The 16267-nt window shown below is 70.3% G+C and carries 12 protein-coding genes and 1 pseudogene; 4 read left to right on the top strand and 9 right to left on the bottom strand.

All coding sequences use genetic code 11. The features are described from left to right. Positions 1-22 precede the first annotated feature (22 nt). Complete coding sequence (locus CGZ93_RS12030) at positions 23-895, bottom strand: acyl-CoA thioesterase (protein ID WP_141211193.1); 873 nt, start codon at positions 893-895, stop codon at positions 23-25. Positions 896-898: 3 nt separating this feature from the next. Further along, positions 899-2761 carry an AMP-dependent synthetase/ligase gene (locus CGZ93_RS12025; RefSeq protein WP_094364356.1) on the bottom strand — a complete coding sequence of 621 codons (1863 nt, stop codon included), beginning with the start codon at positions 2759-2761 and terminating at the stop codon, positions 899-901. Between the two features lie 196 nt (positions 2762-2957). On the opposite strand from CGZ93_RS12025, the gene CGZ93_RS12020 reads away from it, so the two are divergent. Continuing rightward, on the top strand, positions 2958-3419 hold the full coding sequence (locus CGZ93_RS12020; RefSeq protein WP_094364355.1) for a MarR family winged helix-turn-helix transcriptional regulator: 462 nt from the start codon (positions 2958-2960) through the stop codon (positions 3417-3419). A gap of 92 nt (positions 3420-3511) precedes the next feature. Beyond that, positions 3512-6334 carry an FAD-binding and (Fe-S)-binding domain-containing protein gene (locus CGZ93_RS12015; protein ID WP_094364354.1) on the top strand — a complete coding sequence of 941 codons (2823 nt, stop codon included), beginning with the start codon at positions 3512-3514 and terminating at the stop codon, positions 6332-6334. Between the two features lie 10 nt (positions 6335-6344). Here the strand turns inward: CGZ93_RS12015 and CGZ93_RS12010 are convergent, their stop codons facing one another. From CGZ93_RS12010 to ettA, 3 genes are read right to left on the bottom strand one after another with little or no spacing between them, the layout of a single operon-like run. Beyond that, entirely contained in the window at positions 6345-6851 is a 507-nt protein-coding gene (locus CGZ93_RS12010) for a hypothetical protein (RefSeq protein ID WP_094364353.1), read from the bottom strand. Positions 6852-6860: 9 nt separating this feature from the next. Next, positions 6861-7361, bottom strand: coding sequence for a hypothetical protein (locus CGZ93_RS12005; RefSeq protein ID WP_094364352.1), 501 nt, complete (start codon positions 7359-7361; stop codon positions 6861-6863). A 25-nt stretch (positions 7362-7386) separates the two neighbouring features. Beyond that, positions 7387-9069: an energy-dependent translational throttle protein EttA gene (gene ettA, locus CGZ93_RS12000; RefSeq protein ID WP_094364351.1), complete on the bottom strand. Its 1683-nt coding sequence runs from the start codon at positions 9067-9069 to the stop codon at positions 7387-7389. Between the two features lie 45 nt (positions 9070-9114). Between ettA and CGZ93_RS11995 the strand changes: the two are divergent. Continuing rightward, positions 9115-9933: pseudogene (locus tag CGZ93_RS11995) on the top strand (DUF72 domain-containing protein). Positions 9934-9959: 26 nt separating this feature from the next. Here the strand turns inward: CGZ93_RS11995 and CGZ93_RS11990 are convergent. Continuing rightward, positions 9960-11453 carry a serine hydrolase domain-containing protein gene (locus CGZ93_RS11990; RefSeq protein ID WP_094364350.1) on the bottom strand — a complete coding sequence of 498 codons (1494 nt, stop codon included), beginning with the start codon at positions 11451-11453 and terminating at the stop codon, positions 9960-9962. Between the two features lie 13 nt (positions 11454-11466). Next, positions 11467-11979 carry a helix-turn-helix domain-containing protein gene (locus tag CGZ93_RS11985; RefSeq protein ID WP_094364349.1) on the bottom strand — a complete coding sequence of 171 codons (513 nt, stop codon included), beginning with the start codon at positions 11977-11979 and terminating at the stop codon, positions 11467-11469. A gap of 157 nt (positions 11980-12136) precedes the next feature. Between CGZ93_RS11985 and CGZ93_RS11980 the strand changes: the two genes are divergently transcribed. After that, positions 12137-12613, top strand: coding sequence for a single-stranded DNA-binding protein (locus CGZ93_RS11980; RefSeq protein ID WP_171196871.1), 477 nt, complete (start codon positions 12137-12139; stop codon positions 12611-12613). Position 12614: 1 nt separating this feature from the next. Here CGZ93_RS11980 and CGZ93_RS11975 read toward each other — a convergent pair whose 3' ends face one another. Together CGZ93_RS11975 and CGZ93_RS11970 are read right to left on the bottom strand one after the other, a co-directional pair. Continuing rightward, the gene (locus CGZ93_RS11975; protein WP_094364347.1) at positions 12615-14357 is read right to left on the bottom strand and encodes a dynamin family protein; all 1743 of its coding nucleotides are present in this window, start codon (positions 14355-14357) and stop codon (positions 12615-12617) included. Beyond that, positions 14344-16260, bottom strand: a complete 1917-nt coding sequence (locus CGZ93_RS11970; protein WP_094364346.1) for a dynamin family protein — start codon at positions 16258-16260, stop codon at positions 14344-14346. Before CGZ93_RS11970 ends, CGZ93_RS11975 begins: the two co-directional genes overlap by 14 nt. Positions 16261-16267: the final 7 nt, after the last annotated feature.

The following is a 16267-nucleotide window of genomic DNA, read 5'->3' as shown; positions in this document are numbered from 1 at the left end:
TCATTCCAGGCAGGCCGGTGAATCAGAGCACGTAGGGCGCCATGGCGTGCCGGATCCGGTCGTCGATCGGCAACGGTCGACCGTCGGGTCCGGTGTGGACCAACACCGTGCGCGCGGTGGCAAACTGCTCGCCGGTCTCCTCGTCGAGCAGCCGCAGCCGCAGCATCATCGAGGAACCACCGAGCCGCTCCAGCACGGTCAGCACGCTGTAGGGCTCGCGGCGGAACCGCACCTGACCCAGGTAGTCGACGTCCTGGCGGACCACCAGCCACATGTTCTCGGACGGTTCGGTGCTCTCGAACGCCGCGCGCGCGGTGCTCATCATGGTGATCCGGGCTTCCTGCGCATAGTCATAGAAGCGGACGTTGTTCACGTGGCGGTACTGGTCGATGTCGGACCAGCGCACCTTCAACGGACCGCGGAATGCCTTCTGCACCTCGAAATCCGGCGGCTTCGGCAATTCTCGTAGCGGCTCGACCGACTCGATCCGCTCGCTGAACCAGGCGCGTTCCTCTGGCGTGAAACGGCGGATCCGCTGCGCCCGGCGATCGAAGACGCAGAGCACGGTCCGGGCGCGCGCGGCGACCTCACCGTCGGCGGTGACGTTGTACGCCACCTCGAACCGGGCCGCCCCGACCGACACCACCGACAGTTCGACCTGCACCCGCTGTCCGTGCACCACCGGGCGCCGGTACTCCACCTGGTGGCTGACCACCAGGATGGCGTCGTGCGCGTGCTCGGGATCGTCCTCCTCACCGAGCAGATAGCCGAACGGCCCCGAGTGCAGGAAGTCGACGCGGGCTTCCTGCAGGAAGTCGACGAACACGCCGTTGTTCAGATGGGCCTGAGCGTCCATGTCGCCCCACCGGGTGGGGACGTCGACGACATGGGGCAACGCTCAGTCCTCCTTGTCGTACAGGGAATCCAGGTCTGCGGCGTACCGCTTCTCCACCGCCACGCGGCGGATCTTCAGGCTGGGCGTGACCGACCCCTCATCGACGGTCAACTCGTGCTCGAGCAGCTTGAACCGCTTCACCGTCTCCCACCGCTCGAGCCGCTCGTTGCCGGTCTGCACGTAGTGATCGACCATCGCCTCGACCTCGGGATGCTTGACCAGGGCGGTGTAGTCGAGGCCCTTGAGGCTGCCGTCCCCGTGATTCTCGGCCCAGCCCTGCAACGATTCGGGGTCGAGTGCGATCAGCGCCGTGATGTACTTGCGTCCCTCGCCGTGCACCACGACCTGGGAGATGTAGGGGCAGTTCGCGACCAGCGCACCCTCGACCTTCTGCGGGGCAACGTATTTTCCGCCGGAGGTCTTGATCAGATCCTTCTTGCGGTCGGTGATCCTGAGGTTGTCCTCCTCGTCCAGCTCACCGATGTCACCGGTGTGCAACCAGCCGTCCTCGGTCAGCGACTCGGCCGTCTGCTCCGGCAGGTTGTGATAGCCGAGCATCACCGCCGGTCCCTTGATCAGCACCTCACCGTCCTCGGCGATCTTCAACCGGGTCCCGGGAAGCGGCGCACCCACGGTGCCCAGCCGCGGCGTACGCGGGTCGTTGACGCAGGTGACCGCGGAGGACTCGGTCATCCCATATCCCTCGATGACGAGGATTCCGGCGGCATAGAACCACTGCTGGACCTGGGCGTTGAGCTTGGCGGATCCCGAGATCATGAACCGAAGGTTGCCGCCGAGCCGCTCCTTGAGCTTGCTGAACACCAGCTTGTCGGCGACCTTGTACTGGGCGGCCAGACCGGCGGGCAGCTTGCGATTCTCAAGCCGGTAAGGGATCGACTGCTGACCGACGCTGAACGCCCAGCGGGCGATCTTGGACTTCAGGCCGGAGGCGGCGCCCATCATCACCTTGGCGCGCACCTTCTCGAAGATCCGCGGGGCGCCGCACATGAAGGTGGGCTTGACCGCACCGAGGCCGTCCACGATCTTGTCGATCCGTCCGTCCACCGCGGTCGGGAAACCGATCTGCACCTGCAGCGTGAGCAGCGCCTTGCCGAAGACGTGCGAGAGCGGCAGCCACAGATAGTGCAGGTCGTCGTAGTTGAGCAGGTCGAGCTGCTCGACACCGGCGCCCAGATAGCACCAGCAGTCGTGGGTCAGGCGTACGCCCTTGGGGCGGCCGGTGGTTCCGGAGGTGTAGATCAGCGTCGACAGGCTGTCCGGACCGGTCCGCGCGATCGCCTGATCGATCGCCTGCGGGTGGTCGTTGCGGTACGCCCGGCCGAGCTCGCTGAACTCCTTCCAGGAGTGCACCTTTTCCTGGGTGGACTCCCCGTCGATCAGCACCACGGCGAGCAGGTTGTCGAAGATGTCCTGGTGCTGGGCCACCTTGGCGAGCTGCTCGGCGTCCTCGACGATGGCGACCCGCGAACCCGAGTCGTCGAGGATGTAGCCCACATCGGAGTCCTGGGTCGTCGGATAGATCGTGGTGGTCGCGCCGCCGGCGCACATCACCGCCAGATCGGCCAGGATCCACTCCACCCGGGTGGTGGAGGCGAGCGCGACCCGGCCCTCCGGCTCGAGCCCGACGGCCAGCAGACCGCCGGCCAGATCGTGGATGATCTCCGCCGACTCCTGCCAGGTCAGGTCCTGCCAGTTCTCGTCCTTGTCCGGGTATTTGAAGGCGGTCCGCTGGGGGTCCTTGGCGATCCGTCGCTTCAGCATCTCGCCCACCGAGGGGGCGCGGTCGGCCAACTTCGCCTCGAGCTCGGGGGTGATCTCGGCGGTCTCTAGCCGGGTGCTGGTCATGGGTCCTCCCCTTCGTTCCGCCGAGGAGACTCCCCCGGCCGCCGTGGCCGTTGATCCTACCTGCCTGTGTGAACCCGATCTCATCCGGGCTGGCAACTCGCAGTAGGTTACTGGCAGGTATGCGCCGTGCCTAGAGGGCAATCAAGTGGTTCAAAGTGGGAAGATCAAGCATTGAACAACGGGGTATCATCTTCCCATGACCCAGGTGGCCGCCGCACCCCGATGGCTGGACGAGAACCAGCAGCAGATCTGGCGCGCCTATCTGCTCGGCTCCGCGCGGATCAACGAGCGGATGGACGCCGACCTGCGCCCGTTCGGCATCGACATCGGGGAGTACGAGATCCTCGTCGGCCTCGAGGAGTCGAAGGACCGCCAGCTGCGGATGAGTGACCTGGCCGCCCTGGTCCACCAGTCCCGTTCCCGGTTGACGCACACCATCTCGCGGATGGAGCAGGCGGGGCTGGTCACCCGCGAGGCCTGTCCCGAGGATCGCCGCGGGGTGCTGGCGAGACTGACCGACCGCGGACTGGCTCTGCTCGCCGAGGCCGCGCCCACCCACGTCGAGTCCGTGCGGCAGGCGTTCATCGACCTGATCGAACCCGACGACCTGGAGGCGCTGGGCAGGGTGTTCCGCGCCGTCGTCGTCGCGACCAGTTGAGCCCCGGGCGTACGCCTCCGCCGCAACGGCTGATCGTCCCTGATCGCGGTCACCGAGGGTCCACCGAGGCCTGAGTTGGCAGGATGGGCCCCATGTCCACCACGCTGACCCTTCCGTTCGCCGCGTCCCCGTTGTACGCCGAGCTGACCAGTCGCGGGTTGGCCGAGCTGGTCGACAGCAGCACCCTGGCGCGGGCCCTCTATTCCTCCGATGCCAGCCTCTATCGCCTGGTCCCGGAGGCGGTGGCCTACCCGCGCACGGTCGACGAACTGGTGGCGGTGGTGGACGCCGCCCGGGCATCGGGTACGCCGCTGACCAGCCGCGGGGCGGGAACCAGCTGCGCCGGCAACGCGGTGGGCCCGGGTCTGGTGGTGGACACCCGGCGCCACCTGCACCGGGTGCTGTCCATCGACGCCGCGGCCCGCACGGCGACGGTACAACCCGGCACCGTGCACGCGATGCTGCAGCTGGCCGCCACCGCACAGGGGCTGCGGTTCGGGCCGGACCCGTCCACCCACACCCGCTGCACCGTCGGCGGGATGGTCGGCAACAACGCGTGCGGGCCCCGGGCGATGGGCTATGGGCGGACCGCCGACAACGTGGTGGCCGCGGAAATCGTGTGTGGCAATGGAGAGCGGCTGCGCGTGGTCTCCGGGGAGTCGACGCCGGCATCCCCCACGCTGGACCGGCTGCGCGAGCTGGTCGCAGACAACCTGGCGTTGATCCGCACCGAGTTCGGTCGCTTCGGCCGGCAGGTGTCGGGCTATTCGCTGGAGCACCTGCTGCCCGAGCGCGGCTTCGACGTGGCACGCTTCCTGGCCGGCACGGAGGGAACGCTGGCGGTGTTCACCGAGCTGACGATGCGGCTGGTGGCGGACGCGCCGCACAAGGCGATGGTCGCCCTGGGGTACGCCAGCATGGCCGACGCCGGTGACGACGCGGTCGTGCTCGCTCGCCACTCCCCGACCGCCGCCGAGGGGTTGGACCGGCGCATCGTCAACGTGGTGGAGCGGGCCAAGGGCGCGGGTTCAGTGCCGCGGTTGCCGAATGGCGACGGGTGGATGCTGGTCGAGTTGGTCGACGACGACCCGGTACGCCTGCGCGAGCGCGCCGACGCGCTGCTCGCCGACGCGAACCCGATCGACGGCTGGGTGGTCGCCGATCCCGCGGAGGCCCTTGCCCTGTGGAAGATCCGCGAGGACGGTGCCGGGCTGGCCGGGGTGTCACTGGAGCGGCCCGCCTATGGCGGCTGGGAGGACGCCGCCGTGCCGCCGGAGAAGCTGGGCGCCTATCTGCGCGACTTCGACGCGCTGCTGAAGCGCCACGGGTTGCACGGGCTGCCCTATGGCCACTTCGGCGACGGGTGTGTGCACTGCCGGATCGACTTCCCGCTGGAGGCCGACGGCGGTGCCGAGGCGTATCGGGCCTTCGTCGAGGAGGCCGCCGATCTGGTCGCCTCCTTTGGCGGGTCGATGTCGGGCGAACACGGGGACGGGCGCGCCCGCTCGGCGCTGCTGCCGCGGATGTATTCGGCCGAGGCGATCGCGCTGATGGGAAAGGTGAAGACGATCTTCGACCCGGAGAACCTGCTGAATCCCGGCGTGCTGGTCGATCCGCGGCCGGTCGAGGGTGACCTGCGCGTGCCGCAGATCCGGCAGAAGTCGTTGTTCCGCAGCGATCCGCACCTGGTGGAGCAGGTGCACCAGTGTTCCGGGGTGGGCAAGTGCCTGGCCGATTCGACCGCGGGCGGGCAGGTGATGTGCCCCTCCTATCTGGCCACCGGTGAGGAGAAGGATTCCACCCGCGGCCGCGCCAGGGTGCTGCAGGAGCTGGTGAACGGCGAGCTGGTCACCGGGTGGGAATCCCCCGAGGTGCACCAGGCGCTGGATCTCTGCCTTTCCTGCAAAGGGTGTTATCGCGACTGCCCGACCGGGATCGACATGGCCACCTACAAGTCGATCGCCACCGATCGGGCCTTTGCCGGGAAGCTGCGGCCCCGGGCGCACTATGCGCTGGGCTGGCTGCCCCGCTGGGGTCGGCTGATCGGGGCAACCCGGGTCGGGCCACTGGTCAACCTGGCCGGTCGGCTGCCGGGAATCTCCGCGGTGCTGAAGAAGACGGCCGGGGTGGACCGTCGCCGGGCCCTCCCCCGATTCGCCGCCGGGTCGAATCGGGCGCGCGCCGAGGCGCCGGCCACCTCGGGCCGTCCGGTCGCGGTCTGGGTGGACTCGTTCTCGGACTGCTTCGACGGCGGTGACCTGGAGGCGCTGCTGGAGGTCCTCGTTTCGGCCGGTTGGGCCCCGCAGGTGGTGCAGCGCAACGCCTGCTGCGGACTCACCTGGATCAGCACTGGACAGCGGGAGGGAGCCAGGCGCCAACTGCGGGATGCCGTCGAGGTGCTGCACCCGCTCGTCGCCGCGGGTGTGCCGATCGTCGGCGTGGAGCCGTCGTGCACGGCCGTGTGGCGCACCGACGCCCTCGAGCTGCTGCCGGACGACCCGCGGGTGGCGGAGCTGGCGTCGGGGATCCTCACCCTGGCTGAGCTTCTGACCCGCTCACCCGAGTGGCAGGTACCGGACCTCAGGGGCGTACACGTGGTGGCGCAGCCGCACTGTCATCACGCCTCGGTGCTGGGGTGGAAGACCGACGCCGCGTTGCTGGCCCGGACCGGCGCCGAGGTGACGACGGTCGGCGGATGCTGTGGCCTGGCAGGGAACTTCGGGGTCGAAGAGGGGCACTACGAGGTGTCGGTGGCAGTCGCCGAGCACGACCTGCTGCCCGCGGTCCGGGGCGCCGGAGCGGGCGCGGTGGTGCTCGCCGACGGGTTCAGCTGCCGATTGCAGCTCGACGAGCTCGAGGGCCGCAGTGCGGTGACGTTGGCCGAGTTGCTCAGCTCGGCGGCCCGGCGTCCCTGAGCAGCATCGTTCAGCCTCCGCTGGAGATCCGCCGGGCCTCGGCGTCGAGCTGCTGGTGGTTCAGCGACAGCCCGGCCTCGGGATAGGCGACGTCCACCCCCGGACCGGTGCAGCGTACGCCCGGACGGCCCGCCACCTGCGTGCGTTCGAAGCGCACCTGGTGCCACGGAATCCTTGCCTCGCGGCCGGGCAGCGGGACGAGCACACCCGGTGGTTGCAGCACCCAGGCGATGCCGTTCGCGGCGGTGATCCCCCGGCCCTGGCCGCCCGGCTTTCGCACCAGCAGAAGGATTCCGCTCACCAGCAGGGCCAGCCCGACCAGCCCGGGCAGGAGGTACGCGATGGTGTATCCGAGCACCATGTGCAGGTAGTCCGAGATCGGCAGCACGAACCCGAGCAACATGGAAGCTCCGTCGATCACCAGATAGAGCCCGAGCAGCGCGAGGACGGCACCCACGATGCGAGCGCCGGATCCGCCTCCCCCGGTCTGCTGCTGATAGCGCACCACGACGTCCATGCGCTGACTCTACCGGTGATCACCGCTGATTCGCCGGGCCTCGGCGTCGAGCTGCTGGTGGTTCAGCGACAGCCCGGCCTCGGGATAGGCGACGTCCACCCCCGGACCGGTGCAGCGTACGCCCGGACGGCCCGCCACCTGCGTGCGCTGGAAACGCACCTGGTGCCACGGAATCCTTGCCTCGCGGCCGGGCAGCGGCACCACCACGCCCAGCGGCTCGAGCACCCACGCGACCCCGTTCGGGGCGCTGATCCGGGCCAGCGGAGAGCGAAGCGTCGAGGCCAGGACACCGCCGGCGATCAGCAGCAGACCCAGCAGGGTCGGCAGGATCAGGTCGAGCGGTGGCTTCAGCACCTGACCCGGGAGCGCCGCCAACCCACCATGGATCCGCAGCAGCGGATGAGCGATCCCCAACCAGAACAGGAAGAGTCCGGGCACCAGCAGCGCGACACCGATGATCCGCCGGGCGATACCTGAAGCCTGTTTGCGATAGCGCACCACGACGTTCATGGCACCGACCCGATGGGTGGGACGCTCAGTCGCGGGTCAGGCGGCGGTGGGTGGTGGCGTGCGGACGAGCCGCCTCGGCACCGAGCCGCTCGATCTTGTTCTTCTCGTAGTCGGCGAAGTTGCCCTCGAACCAGTACCACTTGGCCTGGCTCTCCGCATCGCCCTCCCAGGCCATGATGTGGGTGGCGACGCGGTCGAGGAACCAGCGATCGTGGGAGATGACCACCGCACAGCCGGGGAACTCCAGCAGCGCGTCCTCCAACGACTGCAGGGTTTCCACGTCGAGGTCGTTGGTCGGCTCGTCGAGCAGCAGCAGGTTGCCGCCCATCTTCAGCGTCAGCGCGAGATTCAGCCGGTTGCGCTCACCGCCGGACAGCACCCCGGTCGGCTTCTGCTGGTCCGGGCCCTTGAAGCCGAAGGAGGCGACGTAGGCGCGGGAGGGCATCTCGAAGTTGGCCACCTTGATGAAGTCGAGCCCGTCGGAGACCACCTCCCAGACGTTCTTCTTCGGGTCCAGTCCGCCGCGCCCCTGGTCCACATAGGAGATGGAGACGGTCTTGCCGAGCTCGAGGGAGCCGTCGTCCGGCTGCTGCTCGCCGACGATCATCTTGAACAGCGTCGACTTGCCGACGCCGTTGGGGCCGATGATGCCGACGATGCCCGAGCGCGGCAGGGTGAAGCTGAGGTCCTCGATCAGCGTACGGTCACCGAACCCCTTCTTCAGGTCCTTCACGTCGAGCACGTCGGTGCCCAGGCGCGGACCGGGCGGGATGTTGATCTCGCTGGTGTCGATCTTGCGGTTGCGCTCGGCCTCGGCGGCCATCTCCTCATAGCGGGCGAGTCGGGCCTTGTTCTTGGCCTGGCGGGCCTTGGGGCTGGAGCGGACCCACTCGAGCTCCTTCTCCAGGATCTTCGCGCGCTTGGCGTCCTTCTGCCCCTCGATCTGCAGCCGGTTGCGCTTGGTGTCGAGATAGGTGGAATAGTTGCCCTCATAGGGGTGCAGCCGTCCGCGGTCGATCTCGCAGATCCACTGGGCGACGTTGTCCAGGAAGTACCGGTCGTGGGTCACGGCGAGGACGGCACCGGGGTAGTCCTTCAGGTGGCCCTCGAGCCAGTTCACACTCTCGGCGTCCAGGTGGTTGGTGGGCTCGTCGAGCAGCAGCAGGTCGGGCTGCTGCAGCAGCAGCTTGCAGAGCGCGACGCGTCGTCGCTCACCGCCGGAGAGGTGGTCGACCAGCTCGTCACCCGGCGGGCACCGCAGCGCGTCCATCGCCTGCTCCAGCTGGGAATCCAGGTCCCACGCGTTGGCGGCGTCGAGCTCGGTCTGCAGGTCGCCCATCTCGGCCATCAACGCGTCGAAGTCGGCGTCCGGGTCGGCCATCAGCTCACCGATCTCGTTGAACCGGTCGAGCTTCTTCTTGATCTCGCCGGCCGCCTCCTCGACGTTCTCCAGGACGGTCTTTCCCTCGGTCAGCGGCGGCTCCTGGAGCAGGATGCCGACCGTCTTTCCCTTGCCCAGCTGGGCATCGCCGTTGCCGGGCTGCTCCAGACCGGCCATCACCTTCAGCATGGTGGACTTGCCCGCACCGTTGGGGCCGACGACGCCGATCTTGGCGCCCTCATAGAAGGACAACGTGACGTTGTCGAGGATCACCTTGTCGCCGACCGTCTTGCGGACGTTGTGCATGGTGTAGACGAACTCTGGCATCGGCTTGATCAACCTTCGGTGTCGGGATCTGGACCGCGTCACAGTATGCCAGCCCGGCGAAGGACGGGCCGACCGCGTCCCCATCCCCTGGACCGCGGGCGGCGGGCATACCCTCGGTGGAATGGACGTGCGGATCGGAACCTCGGGCTGGACCTACCGGCACTGGCGGGGCACGTTCTATCCCGACGGCGTACGCGTAAGGACCAGCTCGACCACTACGCCGAGCGCTTCGACACCGTGGAGTTGAATGGCTCGCACTACCGCTGGCCCGCCGACTCCACCGTTTAGGGGTGGCGCGACCGGCTGCCGGAGGGGTTCGAGATGGCGCTCAAGGCGTCGCGGTATCTCACCCACTTCCGCAAGCTTGCCGACCCGGGCGACTGGATCGAGCGCATCACCCACACCCACGAGCTGCTCGGTGACCGGGCGGGCCCGTTGCTGGTCCAGCTGCCGGCGGACCTGGGGCGCGACGACCAGCGGCTCGACTCCTTTCTGGCGCGGCTGTCCGAGCGGGTGCGCGTCGCGGTCGAGTTCCAGCGCGCGAGCTGGCTGGCCGGGCTGGACGATGGGGTGCTCGACCTGCTGGACCGCCGCGGCGCCGGGTTCGTCGTCTCGGTCATCGCGGGGAAGGAGCCGATTCTGCGGGCGACCGGGCGGCTGGCGTACGTCCGCTTGCACAACGCCGATCCCAACTGGCGCTACGGCGGCAGCTTCGATGACGCGGCACTCGCCGAGTGGGTCCCGCGGCTGCGCCGGCTCACCGCCGACAACCGGCCCGGATACGCCTACTTCAACAACGACAACCACGGTCACGCCGCGTTCAACGGGTTGATGCTGAAGCGGTTGGTGGCCGACGCCGGATAGCCCACGACGTCGGCCGGCCGCCGCGCTCAGGCGACCAGTCCCCACCCCACCAGGACCACCAGCAGCAGGCAGATCGCGGAGCTGATCCCGAGACCGAGCCAACCGAGCACCGGGTTCCGGCCGGTCCACGGGGCACCCCGGGTACGCCGCAGGGCGAGCAGCCCCGCCGCCACCGCGGCGCCGGTGAGCAGCCCGAACACCGCTCCCGGCAGCAGCTGCCAGGGGCCGAGTCGCCAGGCGAGCAGGGCCATGCTGAGCGCGTCCAGACTGGCGGAGAGCACGCTCATCCGCGAGCTGGGACGGATCGCCCGGAAGGCCAGCTGGCCGACCGCTGCGGCGTACAGGACGAGCACCAGCAGGTTCATCCAGGGGATGCCGTGCCCGGCCGGGGGGTTGCCCCGCAGCAGGTCGGTGCCGATCCCGGTCACGTCGGTGGTGGAGTCGTTCAGGATCAGCACCGCACGGCCCTGCTGGCGGTCGAGACCGAGGTAGCTGGTTCCGCCGCCGGTGCCCCCGTTGTGCCAGACCACCGCGGCTCCGTCCCGACTGGTGGTGAACCAGTGCAGCCCGATCCGGCGCGACTCCGATCCCGCCGGCCAGCGGGGGTCGAGGGCCTCCATGCCGGGGACGGTGCCGTTCAGCAGCGCCTGGGCGTACCGCGTCAGGTCCTCGGTCGTGGTCCAGGTCGAGGACCCCGCCGGCGCCGTGCCCTCGGCCGTCCACGGTTCGGGAGTGCCCCCGTTGTCGGTCCGCCCGACGGTGCGGCTGGCGGGCACCTGCTCGGGCCGGGTGGCGATGACGGTGTCGCGCATGCCGAGCGGCTCGAAGATCCGGACCCGGACCAGCGTCGGCCAGTCCGGCTGGTGCGCGGCCCGGGCCAGCGCGTGGCCCAGCAGCGAGGCGCCGACGTTGGAGTAGGTCACCTTCCCGCGGCCGTTCAACGGGGTTCGACCCACCTCCGCGATCAGCCCGGCGGCGGTGGAGTGGTAGGGGCTCTGCATGGTCAGCGGGTGCAGCAGTCCGCCGAACGCCTCGCTGAGCAGCATCCGCGGGAGGCCGCCGCGGTGGCTGGCCAACTGGGCCAGGCTCACCTCACCGGCCGGCGTACCGGCGAGCTCGGGCAGGTGCTTGGCAACCGGGTCGTCGAGCGCGACCTCGCCGCGCTTGACCGCATCCGCGAGCAGGTGCCCGTTGAACGTCTTGGTGACGGAACCGAGCTCGTGGTGCCTGCCCACCGGACCCAGGTCGGCCCGGCGTACACCGCCCCGCTCGAGCTCGACCACGCTGAGCGAACCGAACCCGCGGGAGCCGGCCAGGTGCTGCTGCACCCTGCTGGTCAGCCCGGGGTCGCCCGTGCTGGTGGTGGGTGGGCTGAGACCGGGGCCGAGGAAGACGCCGAGCAGCGCGCCCACGAGGGCGCCGATCAGCAGGCCGGGCCAGGTCCGGGCGCGTCGTGGTGTGGGAGCCATCGGCTGGGCGGCGGGGTCGTCCGGGGCGGGAGGTGCGGTGGCGGTGGACATCGTTCTCCTCGGATCAGGTCGGGCGGGCGGCCAGCAGGATCGCCAGCAGCGGTACCACGCGGGAGGCCGGGATCTCGTAGTGGCCGCGGCTGGTCGACGACAGCCAGCCGGCACCGAGCAGCACCCGCAGGTGGTGGTGCAACTGGCCGGTGGTGCCGAGCTCGTCGCGGGCGGCCAGGGCGGCGGTGGAGCGTACGCCGGAGAGCACCAGCTGCAGCAGGGTGAGGCGTACCGGATGGCCGAGGGCATCCAGCGCGGCGGCCAGCTCGGCCCAGTCGAGGTCGAGCAGGCTCGCCTGGGCGAGTCCGTACTGCCAGCGCACCGGCCCGGCTTCGGGCACCTCCACCGAGCCGGCGAGCAGCACCGCACCCTCGGGGTGTCGCTGCTCCAGTCCTTCCAGCGCCCAGAACTCCCCCGCCTGGGCGGGGGGCAGTGGGGTGCCGGAGTGGTTCGATCCCAGGCCTGCCTCGAGGCGGGCCATGGCGGCCTCCAGTGCCGCCACGCGGTCGGTCAGATCGTCGGACATGAGTCGATTATACGTTCTTACGTATTTTCGATCAATCAGGTTTGTCCACAGTCGGATCGGCACCACGAGCTCTGTCCACAGGTGGAGCCTGGCCGGTGCACGATTCCGGCGCAGAGCCGCACTGTATCGGTATCGAGCCCTAGGAGAGGACACACCAATGGAGCCCATCGTCAGCATGACCGGTCGCCTCGGCACCCCCGTCGACGAGCGGACCACCCGCAACGGCACCCCCTATGCCACCTTCCGGATGGCCAGCACCACCCGATTCCGGCGCGAGGGCGTCTGGGTCGACGGACCCACCACCTGGGTCAGCGTGCGCTGCTATCGCGGCCTGGCCGAGCACGTGCAGTTCAGCCTGCAGAAGGGCCAGCCGGTGCTGGTGATCGGCCGGTTGCGCACCGAGAGCTGGCAGGACCAGTCCGGCGCCCAGCGGGAGCGGACGGTGCTGGAGGCGCAGAGCGTCGGCCACGACCTCAACTGGGGGGCCAGCAGCTTCCGGCGACTGGTCAAGGAGCAGCCGCCCGCCGAGCGGGATGACGAGGACGTACGCCCCGAGCCCGACCAGTCCGGTGAGTTCATCGGGGAGGAGGCGGAGCGGGTCAACCAGGCCGAGCGGGTCGAGCAGGCCGCCTGAGTCAGCGGCGGGCGCGTTCGAGCCCCGAGCGGACCCCCTCGTAGCGGTCCAGCTCCTCGTTCACCGGATCGATCACAAGTCGCCGGGTGACGCCGGAGATGGAAGCCAGCAGGGCGGCCCGCGCCCGCCGTTGCTTGCGTCTGGCACCGACCTCGACCCCGATCCGGGCCAGGGCCGCCACGAGCAGGCCGAGCCCGACGCCGCCGACCAGCAGCACGGTCGGGGCGGGGATCCCCCACCAGCGCACCTCGGGGAGCGGGGGCAGTTGCAGATAGAGCATCAGGAAGGCGACCCCGAGCCAGGCCAATCCGGCGACCACGGCGGCCACCAGGATCCACTGGAGGACGGTCACCACCTTCCACCAGCCGCGGTTGCGGTCCAGCTCCAGGTCGGTGGTGGCCACCGCCCGATCGAGCTGATCGCTGACCCGCTCCTGCTGCCCTCGCGCGGCCGCCCGAACGGCCGCCACCCAGCCCCGGGACAGGCCGTCGGCTGCAGCGTCGGCCAGGTCGCGCACGGCGGAGTCGACTCGGGCCTGTTGCACCGAGGTCGTCGCAGGCAGTGAGGTCCGCGACACCCGGGCCGGGTCGATCTCCTCGCCCCGCTTGCCCGCCCCCCAACGGTCGAGGTGGAGCCGGCGCAACGGGTCCGGCCGGAATCGGGCGAGCCAGGCCAGCACCGGCCAGCCGGTGGCGAGCCCGCCCCGATGCCGCCAGGCACCGCCGACCGCCTCGGCCACCACCTCGACCCCGGCGGCGGCGGCCATGGCCTGGTCCAGGCGCCGGGCCGCACCCTTGGTGACGTGGCCGACGGGCGCGGTCCCCGACTCGGCGGCCAGCGCCTCGGCGGCGCCGTCGACGTCGGCCGAGATCCGCCCGGTGGACGCCTGCTTGTCGGCGACCCGGCTGCGGATCAGCTGTTGCAGCTCGGCCACGCCTTCGCCGGTGCTGGCGCTGATCGCGGCGATCTGGGTCTGCTGGAGGCCCTCGGAGTCGAGCAGGCGGCGCAGGTCGCTCACGCACCGCTTGCGTTCGGCCTCGTCCAGCCGGTCGATCTGGTTCAGCACCACCAGCATCACCGGTGCGTAGCGGGCCAGCGGTTTGAGATAGCCGTCGTGCAGGGCAGCGTCGGCATACTTCTGCGGGTCGACGACCCAGATCAGCATGTCGACGAGCTCGACGAGGCGGTCCACCTCCTGGCGGTGCGCCACCTCGGTCGAGTCGTGATCGGGCAGGTCGATCAGCACCAGGCCGTCGAAGTTGGCCGGCCCGGCCTCGCGGCGCCGCAGCGTCGGCAGCTTCGGCAGGTGCTGGGTCACGCTGGGCATTCGGGTACGTGACCGGTCGGGTTCGAGCTGGGCCGCCCCCGCGGCTTCGATGTCCGCGGCCGCCGCCGTGGGGTTCGGCACGTGGTGGCGGGTGCGGATGTCCAGCCAGTCGAGGAGGTCCTCGGCGGCGGTGTCTCCGAAGGTGGCCGCCATCGCCTTGGAGGTGGTGGGTCGGCGTACGCCGGCCACGGCCAACTCGGTCCCGGACAGCGCGTTGAACGTGGACGACTTGCCGGATCCGGTGGCCCCACCCAGGGCGATCACCGTGCTGTCCCCGGCCAGCTCCAGCCGGCGTCCGGCCCGGTTGACGACGGTCTCGGCCCGCTCAACCACGGCGTCGTCGACGCGTCCGCGCGCCCCCTCGGCGGCTTCACGCAACGCGCGGAGTCGACCGCCGAGATCCTCAGCGCGGGCCATCGGGACGCTCCTCGACGATCTCGGCGTCCACCACGTCCGCGGCGGGATCGGCATACCGGGTGTCGATCGCACGGGCGGCGACCTCCCCACCGTCCTCGAGCTCCAGGCGGCGAGCCCCCGGCAGCTCGGTGTTCGTGTCCGATCGCCCGGGTTCGCCGGTGGTCAGCTCCGCGGTCTCGGCGGCGGTGATCGCCTCGGCGGGCAGCGGTGCGCCGTCGCGGGCCGCCCGGACGTCCGCAAGGGCGCTACGGAGCCGGGCCGCCGAGTCCTCGCTGGAGCTGATGCCATCGAGCAGGTGGTGGTACCGCTCCAGCTCGTGCGCGAGCAGGGCGGACACGCGGGCGTCCAAATCCTCCTTGGCCCGCTCGGCCAGGCGGCGTACCGCGTCGTCACCGAAGACCGCCTCGAGCACCCGCTGGGCCAGCGCCGCAGTGCCGCCGGCCACGCCGATCTCCGCTCCGGTCAACCCACCGGTGTGCGCGAAGACGACGATCATCAGCGCGAGACCGATGGTGTTCACCCCGAAGGCCAGGAACCGTGCCTGGGAACGTTTTCCCATCCCCTCATCGGCCACCAGGTCGAGCACCGCACCCTGCCAGTCGCGGACGGTGCGGGCCGCGTCGCCGGCGTAGTCGCGGGAGGATCGCGACAGGTCCTCGCGGCTGGCCTTGAGCAGCGTCCGTCCCGCCGGGTTGGCGGCCCAGGCGGCCTCGGCCCGTTCGGCCGCCGCGTCCCCCTCCTCGCGCAACAGCGCCTCGAGGCCGGACTCGACGGCGACCTGCACCTTGTCGGAGGCGGCCGGGCGGCCGCGGAGCGCGTTGACGACCTTGTCCCGTAGCCAGCCGACCTTCTGATCGAGGGCTCGGAACAGTTCCCCGGTGCCGATGAAGTCGTGCCAGCGGGTGAGCACCTCACCGCGCAGCAGGGTGCCGTCGGCGGTCTGCACCGACACGGCCCGGACCCCTTCGGCGTACGCCTTGTCCGCGTCCTCGCGCAGCTGGGCCAGCACCCGGTCCTGGTCCTCCAGCGCCGAGACCAGGTCCGGCCCGCGGGCCAGCAGCGACCCGATCGCGCCGTCCAGGGTCTGGTGGACGACCTCCTGCCGGCTGGTCGCATCGTGCGCCAGGGTCGCCAGCCAGCTGCGGATCGGCGAGACCGCGGAGTCCGGCAGCAGACCTTCGGCATCGGTGCGGGTCTCGGGAACCGCGAACAACGGTGAGTCGCCGAGACCGCGCTGGGTCATCATGGTGCCGAGGTGGGTCGGGATGTCGTCCATCGCGGCCGGGGGCACCCGGTCCAGTACCACGGCCACGGCGGCCGAGCGCTCCGCGGCCTGCAGCAGGAACTCCCAGGGCACCGCATCGGCGTACCGGGCGGCGGAGGTGACGAAGAGCCACAGGTCGGCCGCCGCCAGCAACTGGGCGGCCAGTCGCCGGTTCTCCTCGACCACCGAGTCGACATCGGGCGCGTCCAGGATCGCCAGACCCGGTGGGATCGTGTCATCGGCGACCAACTGCAGCTCACGCTGATCGTCGGACTGGGCGGTGGTCCGTGCCAGCCCGGGCAGGATCCGGTCGTCGTCGAACCAGTGCGCATCCCGCGGATGGTGGATCAGCACCGGCGCCTTGGTGGTCGGCCGGATCACCCCCGGACGGGTCACCACGCGGCCGATCAGGGAGTTGACCAGGGTCGATTTGCCCGCCCCGGTGGACCCGCCGACCACCGCCAACAACGGCGCGTCCAAGGTGGCCAGACGCGGCAGGATGTAGTCGTCGAGCTGGTCGGCCATCTCGCGGGCCGTCCGCTGCTGGGCTCCCGATGAGGGCAGGCCCAGCGGCAGCTCCACCCCAGCGACCACGTCGCGCAACCGGTTCAGGGATTCCTGCAGCCGGTCGCTCGCCATCGGGCCT

The organism is Enemella dayhoffiae (genome assembly GCF_002250625.1).
Classification (GTDB): Bacteria; Actinomycetota; Actinomycetes; order Propionibacteriales; family Propionibacteriaceae; genus Enemella; species Enemella dayhoffiae.
This window is presented reverse-complemented; position numbering and strand designations above follow the sequence as displayed.